Source organism: Streptococcus equi subsp. zooepidemicus (assembly GCF_015689395.1).
Classification (GTDB): Bacteria; Bacillota; Bacilli; order Lactobacillales; family Streptococcaceae; genus Streptococcus; species Streptococcus equi.
This window is the reverse complement of record NZ_CP065054.1, coordinates 1,498,569-1,520,228: the sequence shown is the minus strand read 5'-3', so window position 1 is coordinate 1,520,228 and position 21,660 is coordinate 1,498,569. Positions and strand designations below refer to the sequence as shown.

Below are 21,660 nucleotides of genomic sequence, written 5' to 3'. Positions count from 1 at the left end.
TAATTTCTGAAAAATCCACTTGTGATAAGCCTTTCAAGTGGATTTTTGTTATAATAGAATGGTTTATAAGGACATTAGAAAAGGAGATTTGTCATGATGAAAAAGCTTGAGGCCCTGCTGGAAAACTCTTTTAATATCCGTTTTGATGATAAAAGATTACTAGAGACTGCCTTTACACATACCTCTTATGCTAATGAGCATCGCCTCCTAAACATTTCACATAATGAGCGTTTGGAATTTTTAGGAGACGCCGTTCTACAGTTAATTATTTCAGAATACCTCTTTGCCAAGTATCCTAAGCAGACTGAGGGTGATATGTCAAAGCTTAGATCAACGATTGTCAGAGAGGAAAGTTTAGCAGGCTTTTCACGCTATTGTTCGTTTGATGCTTATATTAAGCTTGGCAAGGGCGAGGAAAAATCAGGAGGCCGTCATCGTGATACGATTTTAGGCGATTTGTTCGAGGCTTTTTTGGGTGCTCTTCTTTTGGATAAAGGCATTGAAGAGGTTCGTCGCTTTTTAAATCAGGTTATGATTCCACAGGTTGAGCAGGGAACCTTTGAGAAGGTCAAGGATTATAAAACCTGCTTGCAGGAGTTGTTACAGGCTAAGGGTGATGTTGTGATTGATTATCAGGTGATTAGCGAGACTGGACCAGCTCATGCTAAGCAATTTGAGGTAGCTGTATTGGTTGGTGAGGATCGTCTTAGCAAGGGGACAGGTAGATCTAAAAAACTGGCAGAGCAGGATGCTGCTAAAAATGCCCTAGCCCAACTTAGTGAGGTCTAAATGTTTTTAAAAGAAATACAAATGCAGGGCTTTAAGTCTTTTGCAGATAGGACCAAGATTATCTTTGATAAGGGGGTCACAGCTGTTGTAGGGCCAAATGGCTCTGGAAAAAGTAATGTGACAGAAAGCCTTCGTTGGGCACTTGGTGAGGCCAGTGCCAAAAGCCTGCGCGGTGGTAAGATGCCAGATGTGATCTTTGCTGGAACTGAGCATCGGAGTCCCTTGAATTATGCAGAGGTGGCTGTTGTCTTGGATAATTCAGATGCCTTTATCAAGAATGCTCAGAAAGAGATTCGTGTGGAGAGGCATATCTATCGCAATGGCGACAGTGATTATCTGATTGATGGTAAAAAGGTTAGGCTAAGAGATATTCACGAGCTGTTTATGGATACAGGACTAGGGCGCGATTCGTTCTCTATTATTTCTCAAGGTCGTGTTGAGGAGATTTTCAATAGTAAGCCAGAGGAAAGACGGGCCATCTTTGAAGAGGCAGCTGGAGTTTTGAAATACAAGACCCGCAAGAAGGAGACGCAAACTAAGCTAAACCAAACTCAAGATAATCTTGACCGCTTAGACGATATTATCTATGAGCTTGAGCATCAAGCTGGTCCTCTAGAAAGACAGGCGAAAACTGCTAGGCAATTTTTAGCCTTAGATGCTGATCGTAAGCAGCTACAGCTGGATATTTTGGTCAAAGATATAGAGCAAGACCGCATGGAGCAGGAGGCTCAAGAAAAGGCCTTAGCAGCTCTTCGTGAGGATCTAGCGGCCTATCATAGGAAGCGTCAGAGTCTAGAGGCGGAAAATCACCGTCTAAAAACCAAGCGGCAAAAGCTCTCTGCTGTAGCTGAGCAGACGCAGGCTGATTTGCTAGAATTGACAAAGGTCATATCAGATCTGGAGCGACAGATTGACCTCATCAAGCTGGACCTTAGTCAAAAGCAGGAAAAGAAAACAGAGGCCAGTCAGCGCAGGCAGCAGGCTCAGGAGCAATTGCTTGCTTTTCAACAGGAACATCAGCAAAAGAGTCATCAGCTAGATGAGATCCATCAAGCCTTAGCTGAGTTTAATACCAAGGTCAGTGAGCTTTCTCAGGAGCTTGAGCGATTTTCTAGCGATCCAGATCAGCTGCTTGAGGCTCTTCGTGAGGATTTTGTTAAATTGCTGCAGCAGGAGGCTGATATGTCCAATCAGCTAACTGCTGTAATAGCTCAGCTGGATAAGGAAAGCCAGACCAGAGAAAATCAGGAACAGGAATATCAAGCCCTGCAGGCTAAGGTCGACCAGCTCAATCAGGACACACAGACTGCCCTTTTAGCTTATCAAGCTAGTCAATCAAGGCTTGAGCAGCTCCTAGCTGATTATCAAGAGCTAGCAAAGACAGTTGAAGCCTTAGAGCAGGATTATCATCAGGGACAAACGATGCTTTTTGATTTGTTAGATCAGAAAAAAGCCAAGGAGGCTCGTAGGGCTAGTTTGGTTTCTATCCAAAAAAATCATAGTCAATTTTACGCAGGTGTTAGGGCAGTGCTTCAAGCTGCTGGTAAGCTTGATGGTATTTTAGGAGCAGTTAGTGAGCATTTGACCTTTGATAGTCAGTATCAAACGGCACTTGAGATTGCTTTGGGAGCTAGTAGTCAGCATATTATTGTGGCAGATGAGGCAGCAGCCAAGCGAGCGATAGCCTTTTTAAAGGCTAATCGTCAGGGGCGTGCGACCTTTTTACCTCTGACAACGATTAAGGCCCGTCAGCTTTCTGAGGTGACTCTCAAGCAGCTCAGGGCTTGTCAGGGCTATTTAGGCACAGCTGATTCTTTGGTGACCTATGAGCCCTCTTTGGTTGCTATTGTACAAAGCCTGTTAGGTGTGACAGCTATTTTTGATACCATTGATCATGCTAATCAGGCAGCTAAGCAGCTGCATTATAAGGTCAGAATTGTAACGCTTGATGGTACCGAGCTGCGTCCTGGTGGTGCCTTTTCAGGGGGGGCAAATCGTCACAATAGCACAACCTTTATCAAGCCAGAGCTAGACCAGATTGAGAAGGAACTAGCCTTGCTTTCTGAGCAGATCAAGGAATCTGAAGGAGCAGTAGCTGCTGTACAGGCTGATTTGAAGGCTAAAAAGGCTGTACAGGCTGATACTAAGCTGGCTGGTGAGGAAGCAAGACTGGCCGAGCAAAAAACACAATTGGCCTATCAGCAGCTGGCAGAAAAGCTGGCTGACTCAAAAGAGCTGCTAGAGCTTCTCAGCAACCGCCAGACTGTTCAGTCTAGTGAGCGCTTATTATCAGAAAAAGCGAGGCTGGAGGAGGCATTGCAGCTCCTAGCTGATGAAAAATCAGCCTTAACGTCAGAAATTGAGCAAATTAAGGAAAATAAAGATACGATTAAGCAAAAGAAGGACCAGCTTAGCCAGGAATTATCTCAGGCTCGTCTTAAAGAGCGAGATTTGCTCAACGAGAAAAAGTTTGAAGCAGCTAACCAGCGTCGCTTGGAGACGATGATTGCTCAGGGTCAGAAGGAATTAGCTGATTTGGAGGCTGTTTTATCACATCAGGTTAGTCAGGAGGCCATTGACCAATTGCCTCACCTAGAAAATCAGCTGACAGAGGCTAATCAACGCAAGATTAAGACTCAGGAGCACTTCATTCAGGTGCGCTTTGAAGGTGAGGACTATGACGCCAGACTGGAGGAGCTAGAGGCTCAATTGCTTAAGGAAGCCAAGAAAAATGAAGAGTTCATTCGTCAGCAGGCAAGACTGGAGGCTGACTTAGAGCAGGTTATTGGTCGTTTGCGGCAGCACGCTAGAAGCCTATCAGAGGAGCTTCAGCTAAGCTTAGAGGAGGCCAAGGAGCAGGCAAGCCCAATCAATGACACTGACATGGCAGCAGCAAGACAGAAATTGCAGCAGGTTCAGCAAAGCATTCGTGCCCTAGGCCCAATCAATAGTGATGCTATTGCTCAATTTGATGAGGTTAGTGAGCGTTTGACCTTCTTAAATGGTCAAAGGGCTGACCTTATCAAGGCCAAGAATCTCTTGGTAGATACAATTGGCAATATGGACCATGAGGTCAAGGCACGCTTTAGGGTTACCTTTGAGGCTATTCGTGATAGCTTTAAGGAGACCTTTAGGCAGATGTTTGGCGGAGGCTCAGCGGACTTGATGTTGACAGAGACTGATCTGCTTTCTGCTGGAGTAGATATTTCAGTGCAGCCGCCTGGCAAAAAGCTTCAATCTTTGAATGTGATGTCTGGTGGAGAAAAAGCCTTATCAGCGCTAGCCCTTTTATTCGCTATTATCCGCATTAAGACTATTCCCTTTGTGATTTTAGATGAGGTTGAGGCGGCCCTTGATGAGGCCAATGTTAAGCGTTTTGGAGATTATCTCAATCGTTTTGACAAGGATAGTCAGTTTATCGTGGTTACCCACCGTAAGGGGACAATGGCAGCAGCAGACAGTATTTATGGGATTACCATGCAAGAATCTGGTGTTTCTAAGGTAGTATCTGTTAAGCTCAAGGATACGCAGGATCTGACTTACTTGTCATAAATCTAGGACAGAGCTTAGTTTTAGCTGTATTTCTACATGTAGCAGATGATAACCAAGAATAAGCTATAAAAAAACCTATCGTCATGGGTAGGTTTTTTGGCTTTCCAAAGGACAAAGCACAAGGATTGGCTAGCAGTAAGCTGCTGTTTTTGACATGCTCCTAGAACTTGGCGCGGCTGGTTTTAATTAAAATATGCTAAAAAAAGTAACTAATGACATAATATATTGACAAGTAGATGTCTGTATATTATAATTTAATTACAAAATGAGAATAATATAAATAAGATTTGATATTAATTTCACCCTAATTAGTCATGCTGTCTTTCTTAGAGTGACGGTTGTCAGCAAAAGGGTGAAGGGGAGGACATGATGACAGTTAAGATTAATAACCGAAAGCTGTGGCTAGGCTTAATAATAGCAGTAGGAGCGATGATAATGCTTTTTAGTTTGAATGGCAAAAGAACAGAGGAACAACAAAAAAGGGACTTGGAGACCAGTATTGCCAAGCTGCTGGTCAGTGACTATGAAGGTGTTGAAACCATTAAGTTTACAGGCTGGGGACATTCTCGTGAAACAGGTTCGTGGGGGACGACAGTAGTTATAATGGAGAAAATGAAATGGGCTTTTCGTTTGATGGCTTGTCAGGATTAGCGAATATTAGTGGGCGCTCTTATCACCCAGATACGTTTAAGTTAGTTGAGAAAAATAGTCTGGAAGAAATGGGGCCTGTGAGATATAGAATTAAAGACATTGAAAAAGTTTCTTTAGAGGGAGTGGCAATTACGTATTCTCATGAGAAAAGGAGTTAATATGATGATATCCGATAGTAGTTATAAGAAGTTGTCAGAACAGGCCTATAATGTCGAACCCAGGAAAGCAAAGTCCAATAATGTAGTTCGGTATGGCACTGACAGGCAGGAGACTAGTTGAAAGGAGAACTTTCATGAAAAAGTCGACCAAAGCTTTTATTGCTTTAATGATTCTCATAGGAGGGCTGCTTATGGTTTTTAGTTTGAATAACCCAGATATCAACCACAAATCTGAAGAAGAGTTACGGAATTATGAGTATGAAGTTAGTTTGGTGAAAGTGTTAAAAAACTCCTACAAAGGGATTGAGGAAATCACAATCACAAATCCGCACTATACTATACCACCAGGAAATTGGCATTGTGAAATTAGTATTAAATTTTTAGATGGGGAGACTATCTTTTTTGGTACTAGCTATAGTCTTGAAGAAAAGACTTTTTCAACAGGAGGAATAAAAAGAAAAAATATAGCAGGTTGGGAGTATTTAGAGGCTAATAAAGGGAAAACTGATTGGGAAGTGCCAGTTTCTTATTCTGATGGTGAGAAAGGGTATCAATGAATTATTTTATTTATTCAGATAAACAATTAAATGTTTTTAATAGAGGCAAACATGTTTACAGTGTTAGCGAGGATTATGCCAATAGATATGATTATGACTTAATTGTCGATAAACCGGATAATCAATTAAGGTCAGGTGAAATCAATAGGATCACAGTTGATAATCAAGATTTCCAAGTTATTAAAACCTATTCTGATCCTAAAACAGGTTTTGATGGTATGGCTGTGGCACCGATTATAGATGACAAAATAGATTTGAAACATGTTGCGGTTGTTGCTGCGGGAACTGACCCGAATGCAAAGGACTTAAAGCTCCGTATAGCTAATGCCTCACCTGTAGGAATGGAGCCCATGGTAGCAACTATTACCATATCACAAGACTTAGTTTCTGCAGGTCTTGCAAAATACACTAACCTATCTCCACAGTATAAGTCATTAGAAACTTTTATCGAAACCGTTCAAGATTTACCTGATGTCCGTATTTCACAGCTAACAGGTTATAGCCAAGGGGCTTATGTAACTAAGGCGGGAGCAAAATACCATATCCCAGCAACAACATTTAATGCTTGGTTTAATTATCACGCCCTCACTACAGAAGAGTTGACTTTTTTAAAAAAGAACCCGCATATGTTCATCAGCTATAGAAAAAAGAATGATACTGTGACGTCTTATAATGATGTCAATAAGCCTTGGAAATACTATGATGATTACGGTACAATACATTGGATAGAAGGAAAAAGCCATAGTATTTCTGACTGGTATTTTGACTTGCGAACGGGTGCAGTTCTTAGTAAAAAGAATGGAGACATGGTTGTCAATGAATATAGTCGAATCTACTCACATGCTGTTCAAGGAATGATTCATTTAAAGTCTTTAAAGGCGCACTGGCAGTCTACCGGCAAGGGGCTCAGTAGTTCTGAGGAGCTCTTTTTAGATGCGGCACAGGGAATGATCCTAGGCTCGTCGATGGCTAAGGCTGCTCGAGAGGGGGCTGATGAAGCTCTGGATCATAAAACGGTTGCAGACGCAAAGCTTATGGAAGTGTGGTCGGCGATTGACTTCAACTCTTTTCATGAGCTGCCCTACTATGAGGTGCAGGCCTTATTTGCTTCTTATGGTATCACATATGACCGCTTTGTCCAAGACTTTCAGGACTATACTCAATCCAAGGTCAGCAAGATGTCAGCCTTGGCCACAGACTTTGAAAACTTGAATAGAGATATTCAGACGGTTATTGATAGCAAGCTTGAAACGGATCGTCAGTTAGCAGGAGAGTTTAGAGCATGGCAGACAGAATTGTAGAGGAAGTGGCTATTTATCGTAAGCTTCGGGAGATGGATGATGCCGAGCAGGACTTTCTGCGCCAGAAAAGAGCCTATCAGAAGCGTGAAGACAGCTTATCTGAAAGAAGACATGTCTTAAATGATTTGATCAACTCTGAGTACCAGAAGATGAGTGTTTTTTTGAAGCGTTTAGACCTATCTGCCAATGCTGCATCAGATTTTTTCAATGAATTGGGTCGCTTAAAGGATCAATCCAACGCAGAGTTTCATCTCTTTTTAAAATTGGGGAAAATTTTGAACAACAAGTCACTCGGATAATTTCTATAGGATGACTAACTTTTACTTGCAATTTAGCATCTTGTAATTCAAATAATAATATGATATTATGTTAATAAATAATAATATATTATTTAGATTGTTCAAATATTTTTAACAATCTATCCAATGAGAACTAATATGAAAAATTGGTGACAAAACATTAGTTTTGCTTGCTGTAAGCACTTTAAGTTTTGGATCTGCTGCTACAGCTAGAGTTGTTAGTGCAGCAACAGCGCATCCAGCTCCATATCCAATTATTGATGAATGGAATTATGGTGTAAGTGATAACTATGGTTATTCTAATGACTATGTTAAGTCTCCAAATAATATTGGTTCAAAATCTTCGGTAACTAATCTATGGGGAACAGTTAAGGATAGAGATTCTCAAAAATATGGATGGGCAAACTCAAGCGCAACAAAAAGCTGGAATGATGTTCGATTAAATGCACATTGGAATTACTTTACATTTTAAAAATGGTTTATGAAAGCTAAAGGCCCAATAATGCTATAGGGCCTTTTATGATATAGGTAGGTGCTTATGAAATTAAAATTATGCATTGTTGGATTCTTCTTTTGTTTAATTGCTGCTATTGGTCTGGTTAGTATTAATGATACTCAAAAACCAATACCTTTACCAATTGATGGTGCCTTCTCCATTCAAGGGAAAAGCAATCTTTCTAATGAAGAAGTGTATCAAACGATTAGTGACCTATCAAAAGAGAAAAAAGTTACCATTTACAAACCGGTAGTTCAAAATTCGGGGCAGTTGACTTATATCAAGTTTGATAATACTAATCATGAACAATTAAAGTCTGCACCAATCACAGGGATGTATTATACCCTAGGGGAATTAGATTCAAATAGTTTAAAACCGCTCACATCTACAGGTCTTCAAGTCATATATCTGGCTTACCCTTGGCAGATAGGAGGAATGATACAATTTACTGGTCCGTTGAGATTATTGCTAATGATTTCAATTTACTTAACCTTATTAGTTGTTCTATTTGTTGTTAGAGCGAGACAGACTAAAGAAGGAGTGATAAGACGTTCTTTAGGATTACCTGTACACGACCTAAGAAGAGATTATTTCATGTCATTTACTTTTGAACTGGTTATGGCCGCTTTATTGATGATTTCTTATAGTTCTTTTTTGGGTAGTGGTTTTTTCACCTATAGTTCCAAGTTATTTTTTTCTATGCTTTTAACTAATTTGATCATATTTCAAATCATTGACATCATCACCTTTGTTCTATTTTGGCTAACTATTAAGGTTGAAAAACCTATTGAAATTATAAAAAATAAGGCCAAAAATAGCCTCATTTTTATCGTATGGCTTGCGGTTATTTCTAGCATAATAGTTGTTTCAGGAGTCTTTTTACGGGAAACAAAGGTTAGTCAATCAAAGATAAACATGCAGATAAAGCATTTAGAACCATGGAGTGCAGTAAAAGACTGGAAAAGGCCAGAGTTTTTGGGTATTGAAAATGAATCTGTTACTAATGGAGAAGAAGCAAATGACTCAGGAGCTAAGTACATAGAGATTGCTAAAGCCTTAAAAAAACTGGATTTTATATATATCAAATCATCTTCAGCCTATGTTCCAGAATATATGGCAGCTTCTGATGTTACAGAAGATTTTTCTAAGCAATTAAAAAGTGATGGAATAACGCATCCAGAAGTCAATAAGGAACTGGTTTATATTAATCAAACAGGTGCCAGGGTACAAAATAAAGTTAATGGAACGAACTATCAATCATTAGATAATAAAATAGCAACCATCTATATTCCTCATAAATTTAAAGAGAATAAGGCATCAATCGAGAATACAGTTGTAGCAGAACAATTTACTGGTACAAACTATACAAAAGATGACCTTACGGTGCAAGTCATTCCTGATGGGCAAGAATTTTTCTATTTCAATGAAAATGGTAGTAGTGTTCCTGAAAATAAAGATAATCTACCTTTGGAAAGTGTGACAGATAGTAAGGATAATATAGTCGTTGTGCTAGATACTGATAAAATGATAGAAAATAACGATTTTATTTTGGCAAGTAATATAATATATAACTCACTTTTTAGTTCGGAAGCAATTAAGAAAATCAACGATTTGAGTGCTAGTTTGAATTTTTCAATCAATCCAGTCGAGGTTTACCAAACTGTAAAACTTAATATTCAATCCTTAGAGCATCAAATTTTCCTTTCAAAAATACTGCAAATAATTATTTGTGGAATCGTATTTCTACTCATTTATCAGTATGCTCAAATGTTTGTTGCCTTAAAACAGAATGACTATGTTAAAAAAATCATTTTAGGCCTATCGAAAACACGTATAGCCATTTCAAGTCTCAACTATTTTATTGTGACTATTACAATGGTTATTCTATTGACATTTATGATGACAGGACAAGTAGAGCTATTATATATTGGCATTGCTTCTTTAATGGTTTTAATTTTTTCAACAATAATGAGTTTTAGAAAATTATCTGAAAAATATACACAAATTCTAAAAGGAGATGACTAATGGCAATTGAAGTTTTGAATGTTACCAAAAAATTCGGCTCAAAAAAGATATTCACAGATTTAAATTTAACGTTTGAAGCTGGAAAAAGCTACGTATTGATTGGAGGCTCTGGTTCAGGTAAAAGTACACTACTTAATATCATAGGAAGACTAGAAAAAATTGACAGTGGAAAGGTTTTAGTTGATGAGCAGGATATTTGGAAGACAAAAGAAAGAACTTTCTTTAAAACTATTATTGGGTATGTATTCCAGAATTATTCTTTAATAGAAAACAAAACAGTATATGATAATTTGAGACTCATCAATAAAGATAAAAAAATAATAGCTGATGTACTTGAAAAAGTAGGACTTTCTAATGACTATTTAAATCAGAAAATATATGAATTATCTGGAGGACAGGCTCAGCGTGTAGCTATTGCAAGAATGTTAATGAAGCCACGTAAAATTATTTTAGCGGATGAACCTACAGGAGCTTTGGATAGTGAGATTGGAAAAGAAATCATTAATTTATTATTGAGTGAAACAGCCGAAAATAAATATGTTATTATAGCAACACATGATCCAGCTGTATATAATAAGGTTGATGTTATCATTGATTTGAAAGATATAGGGAGTGAGATATGAAAAAGAAAGCTTATATGACGTTGATATTATTAATTGGAATACTCGCAATTTTCTTAGTGGGAAAACAAGTAATAAAAAAAGAAAATCCCAATAAACCTACGGTAGATTTAACAGTCTATACGATCTCTTCTAGTGATACCCAAAAATGGAATAAAGTAAGACAATTAGAAACAGAAGAAGCCATATACCTAATAAGGGTAAAAGAAGCAGCATCTTCAGAAGAAATATTTTCAAACATCATTGCAGACGGAGCTGCTATGGGTTTTGGAGTTAGTGAAGAAGATGTTAAACAATTCAACAATCATTTAGAGAATACTATAGAAGATTCTAAGAATAACAAATTAATCGAAATGGAATTTTTTGATTTTTCTAACAATAACAAGGGGTTTGTGGTAGCAAATTTTGATTACGGTAAAAAAGAGTTTAATGCTCAGAAAAAAGAAAAGAAAGCGTTATATAAAAAACTATATGAAGCTTTTAAGGAGAAAAATCATCAGTCTAGATAGATTCATTACTCAACTCTTTAGTAACAAGAAAACTTAGTGACGGGCTTCAATTAAGAATTATGGCAAATAAGCGTTGAGAGTATGAAGATAAAGAAGTTTAGCCTTTAAAAACGGAGCTCAGATTGACTGTTAAAACAAGGGTATGTCAGATGGCACGCCCTTTTTTGGTCTACCTGTGGTATAACGAAAGGAGTTATACTGGGATTTGAGTTGCACACCCCACTCGGGTTTTGCACTCCCTTGAAAGTGAAATGGTTAGATTGTATGTTAAAGTTAATTGCAACAGAAATTGGAATAAGGAAATTGATACAATAGAACATAAAGAAAGCCTTGGAATAAGGGCTCAATAATCTCCACAGTGGAGTTATCCACTACAGAAATTATAAAGCCTTAAAACAAGGACGTGTTACACGACAAACGCATGAAGAAAAAATTTCCAAGATATTTCTGAAATACAAAAACTTATTCTGAAAAATAGGAAATCTATAGCGATAGTTGCAGAAAAGAAATTTTTCAAGAAAAGTTTACAGAGGGAGAATATAACAATTCAGGAAACACTCTGTCAAAATACCCTAAAATGGCTATTTTGCTATTTTCACAACTTTTTCAATAAATGATTTTCTTCATGCGTCTGTCGTGGACGTGTTAGGATAGACACGCCCTTTTTGTTTAGATATGGTATAATGGAAAAAGAGATTTTTGGGAGAGCTGAATCAGTATCTCCCTAAAAAGGAAATGGTTAAATTGTATGATTAAATTGATAGCAACAGATATGGACGGAACCTTTTTAAGAGAGGACGGAACTTATGACAAGGAGCGCTTGGCAGCTCTGTTGCCTAAGCTAAGAGAAAAAGGGATTCTCTTTACAGTTTCTAGTGGGCGTTCGCTTTTAGCCATTGATCACTTGTTTGAGCCTTTTTTAGATGACATTGCCATTATCGCTGAGAATGGGTCTGTAGTGCAATACAAGAGGGACATTCTTTTTGCTGATGTCATGACCAAGCAGCAGTGTCATGAAATTGTAGAGAAAATTCTTGCCAATCCTTATTACAATCAGTCTGGGATCCTCTTTTCAGGGCAAAAGGCAGCCTATGTGCTCAAAGGAGCTACGGAGGATTATATCCAAAAAATGCATTATTATTATGAAAATGTTCAGCTTATTGATTGTCTGCAGGATATTGTTGATGACACTGTTTTTAAAGCCTCAACGACCTTTACAGGAGAAACGGTCCTAGCTGGTAGTGACTGGCTAAATCAGGAGCTGTCCTATGCTTCTGCGGTGACGACAGGCTTTGATTCGATTGATATTATCCTAAAAGAGGTTCATAAGGGCTTTGGCATGGATCAGCTGTGTCAGCACCTAGGCATTTTACCGGAAAGGACCATTGCCTTTGGCGATAATCTAAATGATTATCAAATGCTGTCCTTTGCAGGGCGTGCTATTGCTACTGAAAATGCAAGGCCTGAAATCAAAGCGATTTCTGATCAGGTTATTGGTCATTGTAATGACTCAGCAGTGTTAACTTATTTGGAGGGATTGGTGTAAATGACGCGTGTTAAGCTTTTAGCTCTAGATTTAGATGGGACTCTCTATAATACCGAAAAAATCGTTAGTGATGAGAACAAAAAAGCTCTAGCAGCAGCTAAGGAAAAAGGAGTTAAGGTTGTTATCACAACCGGACGTCCTCTTAAGGCTATCGGAAATTTGCTTGAGGAGCTGGATTTGCTAGGTGAAGAGAACTATAGCATTACCTTTAATGGCGGTCTGGTTCAACGAAATACTGGTCATATTTTAGATAAAAGCGCTCTAAGCCTTGCTGAGGTTTATGATATTCATCAGCAGTTGGCAGCAGTTGGCTTACCTACTGATGTTATCAGTGATGGTACTGTTTATAGCTTATCAGGCAATGATGGCAGACGCTCTCAGTATCACTTGGCAAGTCCCTTGCTGAACTTTGTTAGCCTTAAATCATTTGCTGAGCTGCCAAAGGACATCACATACAATAAAATTGTTACGGTGACGGATCCAAAGGTCTTGGATCAGCAGCTTGCAAGGCTTCCAAAGACTATCTTTGAGGATTTTGAGGCCTTTAAATCACGAGACATCATCTTTGAGATTATGCCTAAGGGGATTCATAAGGCATTTGGTTTGGACCTGCTTTGTCAGCACTTGGGCTTGGAGGCCAAGCATGTCATGGCGATGGGAGATGAGGCCAATGACTTTAGCATGCTACAATGGGCAGGTCTTGGTGTGGCTATGGCCAATGCGGTTGATCAGGCTAAGGAAGTGGCAGATGCAGTGACTACCCTAACCAATGACCAATCAGGTGTGGCTGAGGCTATTTGGAAATATATTTTAAATGAGGAAGGCTAATGGGATTATTTGAACGCTTATTTGGAAAAAAGGATAAGACTAAGGTTGCTGAGCAAGAGGCTGCCACTACAGAGGTATTGTCGGAGGACATAACGTCAAAGGATACGATTGAGTCTGAAAAGGAGGCCTTATCAGATACAAATGCTCATGCAGTGGCAGCTGATGTGGTCTCTAGGACCGATGACACTAGCAAACAGGCTGAGCTGCTCTCAGACGAGGCTGCTTCAGAGCAAGCTGAAGGGCTTGATCCAGCAGCTAGAGGAGCTTTTCTTTTAGAAAGAGAGCCGGAGCTAGAGTTAGCAGCTACTGATGACAAGACCTTGGATCAGGCAGGTGAGAGCCTAAGCCAGCACGAGGCTATGGAGGAGGCTAAGCATGATAGGGCTAAGTCAGAGCATAGTAACGAGAGCGCAGACGCATCAACAGAAGATCAGGCAGAGACAAATGCTGAGTATCAAGTAGCAGCTCAAGCACCTGCTGGTTCAGCTAATCAGACAGCTGATAAGGAGCCAAGGCAAGAGACCCTATCAGCTGAATCTGACCAAGACAAATACAATCGCAGCTTAAAAAAGACCCGTACAGGCTTTTCAGCACGCTTGAACAGCTTTCTGGCTAATTTTAGACGTGTTGACGAGGACTTCTTTGAGGAGCTAGAGGAGCTCCTGATTCTCTCAGACGTTGGTGTTCATGTTGCCACAGCCTTGACTGAGGAATTGCGCTATGAGGCTAAGCTTGAAAATGCTAAAAAGCCAGAGGCTCTAAAGCGTCTTATCATTGAAAAGCTAGTGGCTATTTATGAGGGGGATGGCCGCTACAATGAAGCGATTCATTATCAGCAGGATCTGACCGTCATGCTCTTTGTGGGGGTTAATGGCGTTGGTAAGACAACATCAATTGGAAAGCTAGCTTATCGGTATAAGCAAGAGGGAAAAAAGGTTATGCTTGTCGCTGCTGATACCTTCCGAGCAGGCGCGGTTGCCCAACTGGTTGAATGGGGACGACGGGTTGATGTGCCGGTCATTACAGGCCCTGAAAAAGCAGATCCGGCCTCTGTGGTCTTTGACGGTGTTGAAAGAGCTGTCGCGGAAAAGGCAGATATTCTCTTGATTGATACCGCAGGTCGCCTGCAAAATAAAGACAACCTAATGGCAGAGCTTGAAAAAATTGGGCGAATCATTAAGCGTGTCATACCTGATGCCCCACACGAAACCCTGCTAGCGCTCGATGCCTCAACGGGGCAAAATGCCCTGAGTCAGGCTAAGGAGTTTTCAAAAATCACACCGCTCACAGGCTTGATTTTAACTAAGATTGACGGTACAGCTAAGGGGGGAATTGTCCTAGCTATTCGTCAGGAATTGGATATCCCAGTGAAGCTGATTGGCTTTGGTGAGGCTATTGATGATATCGGTGAATTTCACTCTGAGGACTTTATGAAGGGACTATTAGAAGGCATACTTTAAGAGGAAAGCCTCAGATTATCGGCTGTTGGCCAAAGAGAATGAGGGGGTTCGTTTAGAGGCAAATGTTAAACAGCCTTTTGAAAACGCTTGACAGGACCTTTAGGAGATGATAAAATGAAAATGTTATTAGATGTGATTACTTAGGGTAAGCGTGCTAATGACAAATGAATCAGAATATTAAAGGATGTTATCACAGTTTTGTGAGCAGGGACCTATTCCAGTGTGACCTTTTGGCATGCTGTGGATAGGTCATTTTTTATTGTGAAGCAATGAGGGACTAGGACTTTTATGATTATTAAACGCGTTTTAAACCATAATGCAGCGATTTCGACCAACCATCAGGGGCTAGATATTCTTTTGATGGGAAAGGGGATTGCTTTTAAGAAAAGAATTGGTGACCATATCGATAGTGAAGCTATCGAAGCGTCATTTGTTTTAAAAAATAGTGACAATATGAACCGTTTTACTGAATTATTTATTGCTGTTCCGCAAGAGGTGGTTGCTTGCTCAGAGAGGCTTATTAATCTAGGGAAAATTAAGCTGGGTAAAAATTTAGATGAAATACTCTATATCAATTTGACAGACCATATTCATTCAGCTATTGAAAGACATAAGCAGGGGGTTATCATTAGTAATCCCTTGCGTTGGGAGATTCAACGGTATTATCCTGATGAATATGCGATTGGTGTTAAGGCCTTAGAGGTCATTGCCAGTGAGCTAGGAGTCGCTCTGGCTGTAGATGAAGCTTCGTTTATTGCGATGCACTTTGTCAACGCGAGCCTTGATAATCCTTTCAAGGAGCCTCATCGAATGACAGAAATTGTGTCTTACATTGAACAGAAGGTCAAGGCTGATTTTAAGACAGAGCTTGATGAAGCCTCTATTGATTATTATCGCTTTATCACTCATGTGAAGCTATTTGCCCAGCGCGTGTTATCAGGCATGGCTTATGATGATGACGAGACTGATTTGCTGCTGGTGGTTAAGGATAAATACCCAGAGGAATATCACTGTGTTAGGCAAATTAGCCATCACATGAAAAAAGTATACCATTATCAGCTTAGCTCTAGTGAGCTTTTGTATTTAACGGTTCATATCAAACGTTTAGTCAAAGATGTGAAGGAGTAATGAAATGACTTATCAAGAAACAGCCAAGGCCATTTTTGAAGCAGTTGGTGGTGAGCAGAACATTCAAGAGGTAACCCACTGCATCACGCGGTTACGCTTGGTTTTGAAAGATGATAAACAAGTGGTAGATCAAAAAATCAAACTTATTCCTAATGTGATTGGAGTCATGCGCCAAAACGGTCAGTATCAAATTATTTTAGGAAATGATGTTAACAATTATTATAAGGCATTTATGACCCTAGGGCAGTTTCATGAAACTGATATGAGCTCTAGCGCTGGTCAAAAGCAGTCTGTTATTGAAGGGCTGATTGAGACGATAGCTAGCGTTATTACGCCGCTTATTCCTGCCTTGTTGGGTGGTGGTATGCTAAAAGTGGTTGGGATCTTGGTGCCTATGCTTGGTCTAGCAGGTACGGACTCTCAAACAGTTGCTTTTATTAATTTTTTTGGAGATGCTGCTTATTATTTTATGCCAATCATGATTGCATATTCAGCTGCGGCACGCTTTAAGGTCACACCTGTATTAGCAGCAACTGTTGCAGGGATTTTACTACACCCAGCTTTTGTTACGATGGTAGCTGCAGGTAAACCTATGGCTCTGTTTGGAGCGCCGGTGACACCTGCTAGCTATGGTGCGTCAGTTATTCCGATTTTAATTATGGTTTACCTGATGCAATACATTGAGCGAGAGGTTAACCGTTTTGTACCGAGTGTGATGAAGAGCTTCCTGCAGCCGACCTTGATTATTTTTATTTCAGGCTTTCTAGCCTTAGTTGTTATTGGACCTCTGGGTGTTATTATAGGACAGGGCTTGTCTAATAGCCTGCTAGCGATTTACCATATTGCTCCTTGGCTGGCTCTTGCTATTTTAGGTGCAATTATGCCGCTTGTTGTTATGACGGGTATGCATTGGGCCTTTGCTCCTATTTTTCTGGCGGCCTCTGTAGCAACTCCAGATGTTTTAATCCTCCCAGCAATGCTAGCCTCTAACCTAGCTCAGGGATCAGCAGCGGTGGCTGTAGCATGTCAATCAAAGCAAAAGCAAACCCGTCAGGTTGCCTTAGCAGCAGGCTTATCAGCTTTATTGGCAGGAATTACAGAGCCTGCTCTTTATGGCATTACTCTAAAGTTTAAAAAGCCGCTCTATGCTGCAATGATTTCTGGTGGCCTTGTGGGCGCCTATATTGGCTTTGTTAATATAGCCTCTTATACTTTTGTGGTGCCATCACTAATTGGATTGCCACAATACATTAGCCCGACTAGCTCTGCTAATTTTACCAATGCCTTAATTGCAGCGGGCTTAACAATTGCTCTAACCTTTACATTAACCTGGTTTTTTGGCATTGATGAGGAGGTTGACCAGGAGGGGTTAGCTGACTCGGATAGCACGCCAGTAAAAAGTGGCTTATCAGCAAAGCAATCTATTTATGCTCCGATGGTTGGCACAGTGCTTCCATTATCAGAGGTGCCAGATGAAACCTTTTCGTCTAAGCTTTTAGGAGAGGGACTGGCTATTTTACCTAATGAGGAATATGTCTATGCCCCATTTGATGGCGAGGTTATCACCCTTTTTCCAACAAAGCATGCTATTGCTTTAAAGAACGCCAAGGGAGTTGACGTCTTAATTCATGTTGGTATTGATACGGTTGAGCTAAAAGGACAGGGCTTTGAGCAGATGGTTAAGGCTGGTGATACTGTTAAGCAGGGGCAGCCGCTATTACGTGTAGATCTTGAGTTTATCCGTTCTAAGGGCTATTCTTTAGTGACTCCATTTGTGGTGACCAATAGCTCTGAGCAGCTCGAAATCATTGTTAATGACAACAAGGAGCATATCACTCAGCATGATGTTGCTCTCGTTATTCTCTAAAGAGATGAATTGAAGGAGGAGATAATATGGTTTGTTTTCCAAAGGATTTCTTGTGGGGAGGGGCAGTTGCTGCCAATCAGGTTGAGGGAGCTTATTTAACAGATGGCAAAGGCTTGTCGGTTCAGGATGTTTTACCAGAAGGGGGCTTAGGAGACTATACAGCTGAGCCAACAGCAGCTAATTCGAAGCTAGAGGCCATCGATTTTTATCACCGCTACAAGGAGGACGTGGCGCTCTTTGCAGAAATGGGCTTTAAGGTTTTCCGGACATCAATTGCTTGGTCTCGTATTTTTCCTCAGGGCGATGAGACAGAGCCTAACGAAGCAGGGCTACAATTTTATGACGATTTGTTTGATGAGCTGATAGCACATGGCATAGAGCCTTTAGTGACCCTATCTCACTACGAAACCCCACTGCATCTAGCTAAGGTCTATAATGGCTGGACTGACCGTCGTATGGTTGGCTTCTTTGAACGTTTTGCGACAACTGTCATGCAGCGCTACAAGAACAAGGTTAAGTATTGGTTAACCTTCAATGAGGTTAATTCAATCCTGCATATGCCTTTTACCAGTGGTGCTATCATGACACCAAAGGAAAAGCTGACTCCGCAGGAGCTTTATCAAGCGATTCACCATGAATTAGTAGCGTCTGCTAGTGTGACAAGGCTTGCTAGATTGATTAACCCTGCTTTTAAAATAGGCTGTATGATTTTGGCTATGCCAGCCTATCCAATGACCTCTGATCCGAGGGATATTTTAGCTGCGAAGCAGTTTGAGCAACGTAATCTCCTGTTCTCAGATATTCAGGTCAGAGGAAAATACCCTTCCTATGCCAAATCCTTTTTTAAGGAGCAGCACATTGACATTCAATTTGAACCGGGCGACAGTGAGCTTTTGGCGCAGCATACGGTTGACTTTTTATCCTTTAGCTATTACATGAGTGTGACTCAGTCTCATCACCCGGATCATTATCAACGAGGGGAGGGCAATATTTTAGGTGGCTTGGTTAATCCTCATCTGCCCTCTTCGGAATGGGGCTGGCAAATTGATCCAATTGGCCTTCGCATAACCTTGAATGATTACTATGATAGGTACCAAATTCCTCTCTTTATTGTAGAAAATGGGCTTGGCGCCAAAGATAAGCTAGTACAGACAAAAGATGGTCACTGGACAGTTCAGGACGATTATCGGATTGATTACATGAGGCAGCATTTATTGCAGGTTGCTAAGGCTATTGAGGACGGTGTTGACATTATGGGCTATACCTCCTGGGGCTGTATTGATTGTGTTTCTATGTCGACTGCTCAGCTAAGTAAGCGTTATGGATTTATTTATGTCGACCGACATGATGATGGCAGTGGTCATTTGACACGCTACAAGAAAAAATCCTTTGCTTGGTATCAAAGGGTCATTGAGACCAATGGGCGTAGCCTGTCTGAGGAGAGCTAGAAAGTAGCCTCAAAGGCTTTACCAACAATAGCAAAGCCGTATAGCACACGTCTTTTAAATGGTTGATGCTATACGGCTTTTAGGTGTCTCGTTTAAATGGAATGGACTCAGTTACGTCTTTGTACTATTCCCTTAACAAAAAGCCTCCACAGACCTGTGTCATAGGTGTGGAGGCTTAATGCTTGTTAAAATACCCTATAGACATAAGGGTTATCAGGCTCTGGGGCTTGGTGTGCTTCCTCGATTTGAAGGACAGGAAGCTGCTGCTCTAGGGTCTTGTCATATTCCATGTGCAGCTGGCCCTTGACGGTCAGCCAAGTGTTATTGGCATAGCTTTCTTGATTACCGGTGGTCAGAAGCCCATACACACCAGAATCAGCGATACAATGGATAATCCCAAATCTAAAGAGGAATTGATAGCTGTCATGTCCTGGCTCATTGTAGACAAAGCCAGTGTACTGAATCGTACGATCAACGAATTCGTCTGGGTAAAGGTAGATTAATTCCATTACCTCCATATAATTGTCAGTGGTAATGGTGATGGCTGATTTGCCTTGGTATTTTTTCAGCTCATTGAGCATTTCCTTTTGATAGGCGGATTTGGTAAAGTACAGGCTGGTGTCTGGCTTTAGGTATTGAATGGTAGTGCCATCATCACTGACTCCTGTTTTTGAAGCGCCTGCGGCTAATGGAAAGGTATAGCCCTTGGCGGCAACGGTCGTCGAATCCAAGCTGACTGTAGGTACTAACAAGCCAACCAAAACAGGAAAGACCAGGATAAGGGGACTGGTCAGCTGAGCGACCTTACCTTTTAAATGACTGTGCAGCTTGATGTTTTTAGTCCAAGTGTATAACTGCACCAATGCAAGGATAAAGGATAGAACCATCGAAATATAGGCCAGATAAGCATAACGAATATTGATATATTGATTTAGCTTGCCAGATAGCTCTAGATACATGGTCAACTCAAAATAGCCTGCTAAAATTAAAAAGCGAATCATCACAGCACCCCCACAAGTAAGCAGTATATGGTAATCATCACAGCTGATACACTGATAAACTGAACAATAAAGGCTCCCTTAAAGGAATTGAGCATCATCATGAGGTTTTTGATGTCAACCATAGGGCCAATCAAGAGAAAGGCTAAAACAGGAGCAACTCCAAAGGTTGACAATAACGAAGCTCCAATAAAGGCATCAGCCTCACTGCAAAGAGATAGGATAAAGGCTAAGAGCATCATGACTAAGATGGCTGTCAAAGGGCTATGTCCGATCGCTGTCAGCACCTTTGTTGGCAGATAAATCTGCATGGCTGAAGCAATCAGAGTCCCAAAGACTAGATACCTTCCTGTATCAAAAAATTCGTCAATAGCGTGAGCCAGTGCCAAGTAAAGCCGTTTTGGCAGACTTTCGTGACTGTATGTATGACAATGCACCGGCTGGGCTGATTCCTTGAGAATGTTCTCATCAACAATGAAGGCTAGCATGATGCCAAGGCTGACAGCAACTAAAATGGCGCCTAAAAGCCTTAGCATGAGAAAGCGCAGCGAATTCCCAAAGGCAGAGTAGGTAGCAAATAAAACAATCGGATTAATAATTGGAGCGGTTGCTAAAAAGGGAACAGCAGTGTAGCTAGGCACCTTCTTTTCTAAAAAACGATTAATAATAGGAATGATACCACATTCACAGGAAGGAAAAACAAAGCCAATAAAGGTACCAAATAAAATTCTTAGCCACTTATTTTGAGGGAGGTATCTTTGAACTAAATCAGGCGTGACGAAAACCTCAATACAGCCAGATAAAATGGTCCCTAAAAATACAAAAGGCAGAGCCTCAATAATAATGGATAGAAAAATCGCAAACCACTGAAGCACGCTGGGTGGCAGATTTGAAAAAAGCGACATTCACCGTATCCTTTCTATATGTTAACGACGCCAATAAGGGCTAGTCCTGCTTAGCTGTCTTGGCTTGTGGCTTTGGTTTTTCAGTGACTAGCTTTCCCTCCTGGTTAAGCTCTAAAGGCTTATCAAAATCTGGGATAGACGCAAAGCCTGCCATCATCTTTTCGAGCTGGTCATTTTTCTTATGAGTAATTGCCATAGGTATACCTTCTTTCAATCAATATAGCTCTATTATACAATCATTTGACGGTAAAGCCAAAGCTAAAACATCTTTTTACACGACAGACGCATGAAGAAAATCATTTATTGAAAAAGTTGTGAAAATAGCAAAATAGCCATTTTAGGGTATTTTGACAGAGTGTTTCCTGAATTGTTATATTCTCCCTCTGTAAACTTTTCTTGAAAAATTTCTTTTCTGCAACTATCGCTATAGATTTCCTATTTTTCAGAATAAGTTTTTGCATTTCAGAAATATCTTGGAAATTTTTTCTTCATGCGTTTGTCGTGATCTTTTTATCTTCTGATT

The 21,660-nt window shown here is 40.4% G+C and carries 18 protein-coding genes and 1 pseudogene; 16 read left to right on the top strand and 3 right to left on the bottom strand.

Annotated features, from left to right (window positions below):
* Positions 1-96 precede the first annotated feature (96 nt).
* From rnc to I2432_RS07120, 16 genes and pseudogenes are all read left to right on the top strand, one after another.
* Positions 97-789, top strand: a complete 693-nt coding sequence (rnc, locus tag I2432_RS07195; protein ID WP_038674782.1) for a ribonuclease III — start codon at positions 97-99, stop codon at positions 787-789.
* Complete coding sequence (smc, locus tag I2432_RS07190) at positions 790-4,341, top strand: chromosome segregation protein SMC (RefSeq protein WP_043039169.1); 3,552 nt, start codon at positions 790-792, stop codon at positions 4,339-4,341.
* A gap of 429 nt (positions 4,342-4,770) precedes the next feature.
* Positions 4,771-5,150: pseudogene (locus tag I2432_RS07185) on the top strand (hypothetical protein).
* A gap of 134 nt (positions 5,151-5,284) precedes the next feature.
* Positions 5,285-5,707, top strand: a complete 423-nt coding sequence (locus tag I2432_RS07180) for a hypothetical protein (protein WP_043039168.1) — start codon at positions 5,285-5,287, stop codon at positions 5,705-5,707.
* Complete coding sequence (locus tag I2432_RS07175) at positions 5,704-7,008, top strand: hypothetical protein (protein ID WP_206158689.1); 1,305 nt, start codon at positions 5,704-5,706, stop codon at positions 7,006-7,008. The genes I2432_RS07180 and I2432_RS07175 overlap by 4 nt, the downstream gene beginning before the upstream one ends.
* Positions 6,990-7,307 carry a hypothetical protein gene (locus I2432_RS07170; protein ID WP_012679838.1) on the top strand — a complete coding sequence of 106 codons (318 nt, stop codon included), beginning with the start codon at positions 6,990-6,992 and terminating at the stop codon, positions 7,305-7,307. The genes I2432_RS07175 and I2432_RS07170 overlap by 19 nt, the downstream gene beginning before the upstream one ends.
* A gap of 166 nt (positions 7,308-7,473) precedes the next feature.
* The gene (locus tag I2432_RS07165; protein ID WP_111678243.1) at positions 7,474-7,779 is read left to right on the top strand and encodes a hypothetical protein; all 306 of its coding nucleotides are present in this window, start codon (positions 7,474-7,476) and stop codon (positions 7,777-7,779) included.
* Positions 7,780-7,845: 66 nt separating this feature from the next.
* Positions 7,846-9,828, top strand: coding sequence for an ABC transporter permease (locus I2432_RS07160; protein ID WP_043039164.1), 1,983 nt, complete (start codon positions 7,846-7,848; stop codon positions 9,826-9,828).
* Positions 9,828-10,451: an ATP-binding cassette domain-containing protein gene (locus I2432_RS07155; RefSeq protein ID WP_043039163.1), complete on the top strand. Its 624-nt coding sequence runs from the start codon at positions 9,828-9,830 to the stop codon at positions 10,449-10,451. The genes I2432_RS07160 and I2432_RS07155 overlap by 1 nt, the downstream gene beginning before the upstream one ends.
* Positions 10,448-10,957, top strand: a complete 510-nt coding sequence (locus I2432_RS07150; RefSeq protein ID WP_012679835.1) for a hypothetical protein — start codon at positions 10,448-10,450, stop codon at positions 10,955-10,957. Before I2432_RS07155 ends, I2432_RS07150 begins: the two co-directional genes overlap by 4 nt.
* A 748-nt stretch (positions 10,958-11,705) precedes the next feature.
* Positions 11,706-12,503 carry a Cof-type HAD-IIB family hydrolase gene (locus I2432_RS07145; RefSeq protein ID WP_043039162.1) on the top strand — a complete coding sequence of 266 codons (798 nt, stop codon included), beginning with the start codon at positions 11,706-11,708 and terminating at the stop codon, positions 12,501-12,503.
* A complete protein-coding gene (locus tag I2432_RS07140; RefSeq protein ID WP_012677653.1) occupies positions 12,504-13,331 on the top strand; it encodes a Cof-type HAD-IIB family hydrolase in 828 nt (275 codons plus the stop codon).
* A complete protein-coding gene (gene ftsY / locus I2432_RS07135) occupies positions 13,331-14,791 on the top strand; it encodes a signal recognition particle-docking protein FtsY (RefSeq protein ID WP_206158688.1) in 1,461 nt (486 codons plus the stop codon). Before I2432_RS07140 ends, ftsY begins: the two co-directional genes overlap by 1 nt.
* Before the next feature lie 288 nt (positions 14,792-15,079).
* Positions 15,080-15,919 carry a BglG family transcription antiterminator LicT gene (gene licT / locus I2432_RS07130; RefSeq protein WP_043039160.1) on the top strand — a complete coding sequence of 280 codons (840 nt, stop codon included), beginning with the start codon at positions 15,080-15,082 and terminating at the stop codon, positions 15,917-15,919.
* A gap of 4 nt (positions 15,920-15,923) precedes the next feature.
* Entirely contained in the window at positions 15,924-17,786 is a 1,863-nt protein-coding gene (locus I2432_RS07125) for a PTS beta-glucoside transporter subunit IIBCA (RefSeq protein ID WP_043039159.1), read from the top strand.
* A 26-nt stretch (positions 17,787-17,812) separates the two neighbouring features.
* Positions 17,813-19,234 carry a glycoside hydrolase family 1 protein gene (locus I2432_RS07120; RefSeq protein WP_206158687.1) on the top strand — a complete coding sequence of 474 codons (1,422 nt, stop codon included), beginning with the start codon at positions 17,813-17,815 and terminating at the stop codon, positions 19,232-19,234.
* A 185-nt stretch (positions 19,235-19,419) separates the two neighbouring features.
* Here I2432_RS07120 and I2432_RS07115 read toward each other — a convergent pair whose 3' ends face one another.
* Genes I2432_RS07115 through I2432_RS07105 form a run of 3 tightly spaced genes read right to left on the bottom strand, consistent with a single transcriptional unit; the run spans position 19,420 to position 21,333 of the window.
* Positions 19,420-20,235, bottom strand: a complete 816-nt coding sequence (locus I2432_RS07115; protein WP_042357070.1) for a TIGR03943 family putative permease subunit — start codon at positions 20,233-20,235, stop codon at positions 19,420-19,422.
* Entirely contained in the window at positions 20,235-21,137 is a 903-nt protein-coding gene (locus tag I2432_RS07110) for a permease (RefSeq protein WP_021320980.1), read from the bottom strand. Before I2432_RS07110 ends, I2432_RS07115 begins: the two co-directional genes overlap by 1 nt.
* 40 nt (positions 21,138-21,177) lie before the next feature.
* Positions 21,178-21,333 carry an SPJ_0845 family protein gene (locus tag I2432_RS07105; protein WP_042670938.1) on the bottom strand — a complete coding sequence of 52 codons (156 nt, stop codon included), beginning with the start codon at positions 21,331-21,333 and terminating at the stop codon, positions 21,178-21,180.
* Positions 21,334-21,660 lie beyond the last annotated feature (327 nt).